General features: G+C 25.1%; 5 protein-coding genes and 1 pseudogene. 5 read left to right on the plus strand and 1 reads right to left on the minus strand.

What is annotated here, in order from left to right:
* Both Q5F54_RS13150 and Q5F54_RS09755 read left to right on the plus strand, forming a co-directional pair.
* Nucleotides 1-145 (plus strand): annotated as a pseudogene (locus tag Q5F54_RS13150) (exodeoxyribonuclease III); the annotation flags it as partial.
* 106 nt (nt 146-251) lie between these two features.
* Nucleotides 252-578, plus strand: coding sequence for a hypothetical protein (locus Q5F54_RS09755; RefSeq protein WP_071119807.1), 327 nt, complete (start codon nt 252-254; stop codon nt 576-578).
* A 28-nt stretch (nt 579-606) separates the two neighbouring features.
* On the opposite strand, the gene Q5F54_RS09760 is transcribed toward Q5F54_RS09755, so the two are convergent.
* The gene (locus Q5F54_RS09760; RefSeq protein WP_071119809.1) at nt 607-1,383 is read right to left on the minus strand and encodes a 3'-5' exonuclease; all 777 of its coding nucleotides are present in this window, start codon (nt 1,381-1,383) and stop codon (nt 607-609) included.
* Nucleotides 1,384-1,669: 286 nt separating this feature from the next.
* Between Q5F54_RS09760 and Q5F54_RS09765 the strand changes: the two genes are divergently transcribed.
* The 3 genes from Q5F54_RS09765 to Q5F54_RS09775 form a co-directional block, all read left to right on the plus strand.
* The gene (locus Q5F54_RS09765; protein ID WP_281537579.1) at nt 1,670-3,568 is read left to right on the plus strand and encodes a glutamine synthetase; all 1,899 of its coding nucleotides are present in this window, start codon (nt 1,670-1,672) and stop codon (nt 3,566-3,568) included.
* Nucleotides 3,569-4,184: 616 nt separating this feature from the next.
* Complete coding sequence (locus Q5F54_RS09770) at nt 4,185-4,994, plus strand: M23 family metallopeptidase (RefSeq protein WP_281537983.1); 810 nt, start codon at nt 4,185-4,187, stop codon at nt 4,992-4,994.
* Between the two features lie 135 nt (nt 4,995-5,129).
* On the plus strand, nt 5,130-5,798 hold a 669-nt coding region (locus Q5F54_RS09775), incomplete at its 3' end, for a hypothetical protein (RefSeq protein ID WP_302334333.1).

The raw sequence follows: 5,798 nt of genomic DNA on the forward strand, positions 1-5,798 counted from the left end.
ATTCAATGCAAGCAAAAATAACTCAGGATGGAGAATTGACTATTTCTTAGCATCTGAAAAATTAAAAGATAGATTAGTTAGTGCAGATATACACACTGAAATATTGGGATCAGATCACTGCCCCGTTGAATTAGTTTTAAAATAGTATTAATTTATATCATAATTATATAAAATTATTAATAAAATATACTGTAGGATAATATAATGTATAAGGTTATTAAATATTTTATTATTAGGGGGTATATTTATTAATGAATTTATTAGATTTTAAAAATAAATTAATAAAAGGAAAAGAATTAGGTGGAGAAGTTGTATACATAAAAGAGGACAACCTTTTATATGGTATAGAATCAATATATAAAAATCATGAAGTAAATAGTATATCTTTATTAAAGTCAGAGCAAAACTCAATAAAAGTACATGATCTTATAGAGTTTTTAGAAAGAGAATGTGATGATTTTTATGAAGGTGATGTATTTATAGGAAACACTATACATTCTCGAGAGGATAAAAAAGGGATTGTAAGTGTAGAGTTTGCACAATATGAAGCTATAAAGATGATATTTATAAACATATAATTATAAAAAAGATAGACAAATTTATTGTCTATCTTTTTTTATATATGGTTGACTCAGTTAAAAACTGGTTTGTTTTACCCATTTTATAAGCTAGATCTATTATTTTTTTATCCTCTTTGGTTAAATCTCTTTGAAGAATCTTAGCAAATTCAGCAAATAGCTTATCATAATTAATTTGCTTTTTAATATTCTTTTTTGCTGAAGACGGCTTAACTGTAGTATACATATAAACATCAGGAACTATACTTGGATTATATATTCTTATAAATACTTGAGCTGTATAATAAGCATCATTTAAAGCATTATGATAAGATTTATCCTGATCTAAATTTAATATTTGTATAGCATTTTGAAGGCCGATACTTTTACCAGCGGGATTATTAAAGTATCTAGATGCGTAGTGTTGAATATTTATATATGACTTTGTAAGAGTTTTATAAGGTAAATCATAGTAAGTTATATTTCTGAATAATTCTTTTAAGTCTCCTGTTCCCCATACACAAAGAACTGTATTTTTCTTGGTAGATACAAATTTTTTAAATTCTTTATATACTTGAGGAAATGAGGGTGCATCCATAACATCTTCAGATTTAATTCCAGTCATTTTGCCTACAAAAGGGTGTATAGATTTATATAGCTGTGGCTTAACATAGCTATTAAAAGTATCTATTATATTAAAATGAGAATCTAATTTTATAGCACCTATTTGAATTATTTCAAATGGACACCTTTCATTAGACACTGTCTTATTAAGAGTTTTATCAAAGCCCTGGTTAAACTCTAAATCGAAAACTACATATTCCATAATAATTCTCTCCTAAATTAAGTAACTAATATATTAAATTTATATTACAAAAAGTATATGATTAATAACTATATTGTTTAGTATACCAAAATATTTTTATATTTTTAGTATACCCTATATTTATATAAAAGTTAAACTTTTAAATATAAGTATTTATATAAAATAAAAAAATAAAAAATATTGCGAACTTTATATATCTAATATATAATAAGTATAAATAAAAATACGAATAAAAATGTTGGATAACAAGATAAAATACGATATTGAAAATTAGGGGAGTGACAGTATGAAAGGCTTATTATATACGATAGAAAAAGAAAAACATAATGAAAAAGATTTAAAAGAGATTTTAACATCAAATCCGCAAATAAAATTTGTATCACTTATGGGGATAGATCTAGGTGGAAATGCAACTGATGAAAAAATACCTGTAGAGTTATTTTTAGAAGATATAAATGACTTTTTAGAATCAGCAGTTCAAACAGATGGTTCAAGTGTTGAGCTTTACAATATAGCTACTTTAAATAATGCAAAAGTAGATCTAAAGCCAGATTCAGATTGTAAGTGGTATATAGATTATAATATGGAACATATTGATAGTGAATTAAATTTACCAATAGGTACACTTAGAATACCAGCATTTTTAATACATGATAATAAGAAAGTATGTTCAAGAGGGGTTTTACAAAGAGCAGAAAATTATTTTAAAGCATCATTATTTGAAATATTTGAAAAATATCCTCATGTTATAAATAACATAGGGATAGATAGTGTATCGGATATAGAAAATATAATATTAACATCAGCTACAGAGTTAGAATTTTGGGTAAATACTCCAGAAGATAAAGCTGATTTAGAAAAGTTATATGTATCTCAAAGTCTAAAAGAGCAGTATTGGAAAAGAACTCATGGTATAATTAGAACTTGTTTAGAGAAAAGTTTAATTGCACTTCAAAATATAGGGGTAAATCCAGAAATGGCTCATAAGGAAGTTGGAGGAATAAACAGTTCTATAAGTATAGATGGGAAGACTAATCACGCTATGGAACAGCTAGAAATATCATGGAAATTTTCATCTCCTCTTCAAGCTGCAGATAGTGAATTAATAGTAAGAGAAGTTATAGAAGATATATTTACATCAAATGGGTTAGAAGTTACATTCAAAGCTAAACCAATACATGGAGTTGCTGGTAGCGGAGGGCATACTCATGTTGGTGCTAGTGCAAAGCTTAAGAACGGAAAAATAGTAAATATATTTGCACCAAAAGATATGAAAAATGATTATTTAAGTGAGTTAGGATATGGAGCACTTATGGGATTACTTCGTAACTATGAAGTATTAAATCCATTTGTAACATCTACAAATGATGGATTTAATAGATTAGTTCCTGGATTTGAAGCACCTGTTTGTACGGTAACTTCATTAGGTCATAGTTATGAAATACCATCAAGAAATAGATCAGTACTTGTAGGATTAATTAGGGATATAAAAAATCCTAAAACTGTAAGATTTGAATTAAGATCACCAAATCCATTATCAAATACATATTTAGTTTTAGCTGGATGTTATCAAGTTATGTTAGATGGTATAAAGGCTAGTGCTCAAAGTAAATTATCAACTAAAGACCTTGAAAAAGAATTGAGCAAGGGACTAGGTGAAGAGGGGTTCTATTTAGAAAAAGATAGAATGTATAGAGATGAAAATGATGTATTTGAGCATTATACAATGGAAGAAAGAAATGAAAGATTCTCAGTTCCACCAGCGACAGTTTATGAAAATATGCAAAATCTTGAAAAGTATAAAAACAAGTTAGACTCATTAAAACAAGGAAATGTATTTACAGATGCTATAATAGAATCATTTAAGGTTGGGGCTATAAAGAAATGGAAAAAAGAATTAAGTAATAGGATAATTGATGATGCTATGGATAGCATAAGAAGTTATTCAAAATTACATGAAAAAGAAAATAGGGATGCTTTAGATGAGGTTATGTGGAATTCTATAGCTGATATAAAGTTTAATGTAATGAAAGATACACTAACAAAAAAATCTTTATTTACTCAAATAAAGGAAGCATTGGAAGTTAAAGATTATGCAAGAGCTTCAAATTTACAATTAGAATTAAAAGCTAATATGGAAGAAATACAACAATTATATGTAAGATATAAGAAAAATATATATTAAGCAACAAAAAGGAAAGAGGACACTTATATAAGGAGAGGTCCTCTTTTTTACATTTCAAAAATTAAATTTTATATAAAGATATATTTATATAAAGTAATGGATAACTAAAGCAAATAAAAGTAAATAAGAAAGAACATTTAGTATATAGCTATTATTAGAATTTTTAGATCCAAAGAAAGTGAATTTAGTAACCAGAAGTAATATAAAAAAAACTGCATATCCTGTGTTAAGAATAGGTGTATTAATAAATATACCTAATATATGAAGTATAGAGCTAACTAAAGCTAACACTAATAATAAAGAATTGTATTTTGAAAAAAATGGTAAAAGTTTATTTATGAACCTCCTTAAAGACTTATTTTCAAAATAATAATAAATATTTCTAAGTATATACATAAATGAATAAAGAGATATAGACACTGAGGCTATAATACCAAATAATAAACTATAAATTTTAACCATTATAGAACCTCCATCACTATATTAGTTACAAATAAAAGTATATTAATAATATATAATATTTAAATTTATAGAATATGTTAGTACAAAAAAATATGTAATAAAATAAAAAAAACATGTCAATATTAATAAATGGTTAAAAAAGGAGTGAAAATATATGAAAAAATATATAAGGTTTATTGCAGTATTTGCAACTTTAGTTTTAGGATTTTCTGTTTATAAAAAAGAAGATTCTAATGTATACGCTATTGAATTAGAAAATAAAATAGGCTTATTAATTGAAAATAAAGATATCCAAAAAGAATTAAGTTTAGAAATTGAAAATTTACAAAATGAAATTAATTCAATGGTAGAGTGTAAAAATAATAATACTCAGGTAGAAGTTGTAACTGTAAGCTTTGTGCAAACAAGTACAGTATCAAAAGAATACATAGAAAAAACTGAGCTAGAAAATTTAGCAAAAAAGAAAATTGAACTAGAATCTAAATTACAAGATTATATGATAGAAAGTGTTAAATTAGAAAAGCAAATAGAGGAAGAAAAAAAAGAAGAGCTTAGTTTAAACAACACGGAATATTTAAAAGGAATATGGCCAGTTAAATCATATAAAGAAATAAGTTCTCCATTTGGACAAAGAATTCATCCAATTACAGGTAAACAAAGTTTTCACAAAGGGATAGATATCCCAGCTCCACAGGATACAGATATATTATCTTGTGATGATGGTATAATTTCATTCTCAGGAGTAATGAATGGATATGGAAATGTAATTAAAATAAAACATTTTGATGGAAAAGAAACTTTATATGCACATAATAATTCAAATGTAGTTGAAGAAGGAGATGTAGTTAAAGCTGGACAGGTTATTGCAAAAGTAGGTACAACTGGAAATTCGACAGGAAATCATCTTCATTTTGAAACTATAATAAATAATGAAAATATAAATCCAATAAATGTTGTAAACTAGATTAAAAATCGAAAGAATAAATATTCTAGGAAAATTTAATATACTCATAAAGTAAAGTTTAAGAGGGTTTATTTGATAAAAGTAGAATTATATAAATGATAATTAATAGACAATCATTTAAAGGGGGAGGGCATTTTGAAAAATAAGCTATTATCTGACTCAATAGTATATATAATATCTCCGATAATATTATTAGCATTTACAAATTATAGCACAATTATATATTTTGCATCAGCTTTAGTATTTATTCTGAGTATTTATACTATAATAACTAAAAAAAGGGAATCGAGAATTAATGTAAGTGGAATTATATTTTCTACTACATATATTTTAATGTTTTTATTTAGACAAAAAGTACAGAAGGGATTTGATATGTATATATATGATACATGTTTGATGATAGTACTGACCCTAATTATTGTGTTACCACTACTATTAAATAAAAATATATTTAGACAGATATATATAGATATAAGAAAATGTAAGAATGATAATAATCTAAGAATACTTAATAATATAAAAAAAATTAATTTAGATAATGATTTTAAAAATTTATCTTTTATATTTACAATTCATTTAGTATCCTTAATACTTATAAGAGTATTTTCAATATATATTTTTGGATTTGAAAGTTATGAAAATAACTTTATGATACAAGTACTACTTAATATAGCATTTATAATATATGAAATGTATATGGTGTCTAAACTTATGTCTAAGTTAAAGAATAACATAACAATAAAAAAGAGAAGCTCTAGAATAAAAAAATCACCAATAAGTGGCAGGGTAATAGACATAGAACAA

Source organism: uncultured Romboutsia sp. (genome assembly GCF_958366745.1).
In the GTDB taxonomy this organism is placed as follows: Bacteria; Bacillota; Clostridia; order Peptostreptococcales; family Peptostreptococcaceae; genus Romboutsia; species Romboutsia timonensis.

Coding starts and splice junctions, on each gene's coding strand:
- Q5F54_RS09770 (WP_281537983.1), top strand. CDS start 4,185: ATGAAAAAATATATAAGGTTTATTGCAGTATTTGCAACTTTAGTTTTA.
- Q5F54_RS09755 (WP_071119807.1), top strand. CDS start 252: ATGAATTTATTAGATTTTAAAAATAAATTAATAAAAGGAAAAGAATTA.
- Q5F54_RS09760 (WP_071119809.1), bottom strand. CDS start 1,383: ATGGAATATGTAGTTTTCGATTTAGAGTTTAACCAGGGCTTTGATAAA.
- Q5F54_RS09765 (WP_281537579.1), top strand. CDS start 1,670: ATGAAAGGCTTATTATATACGATAGAAAAAGAAAAACATAATGAAAAA.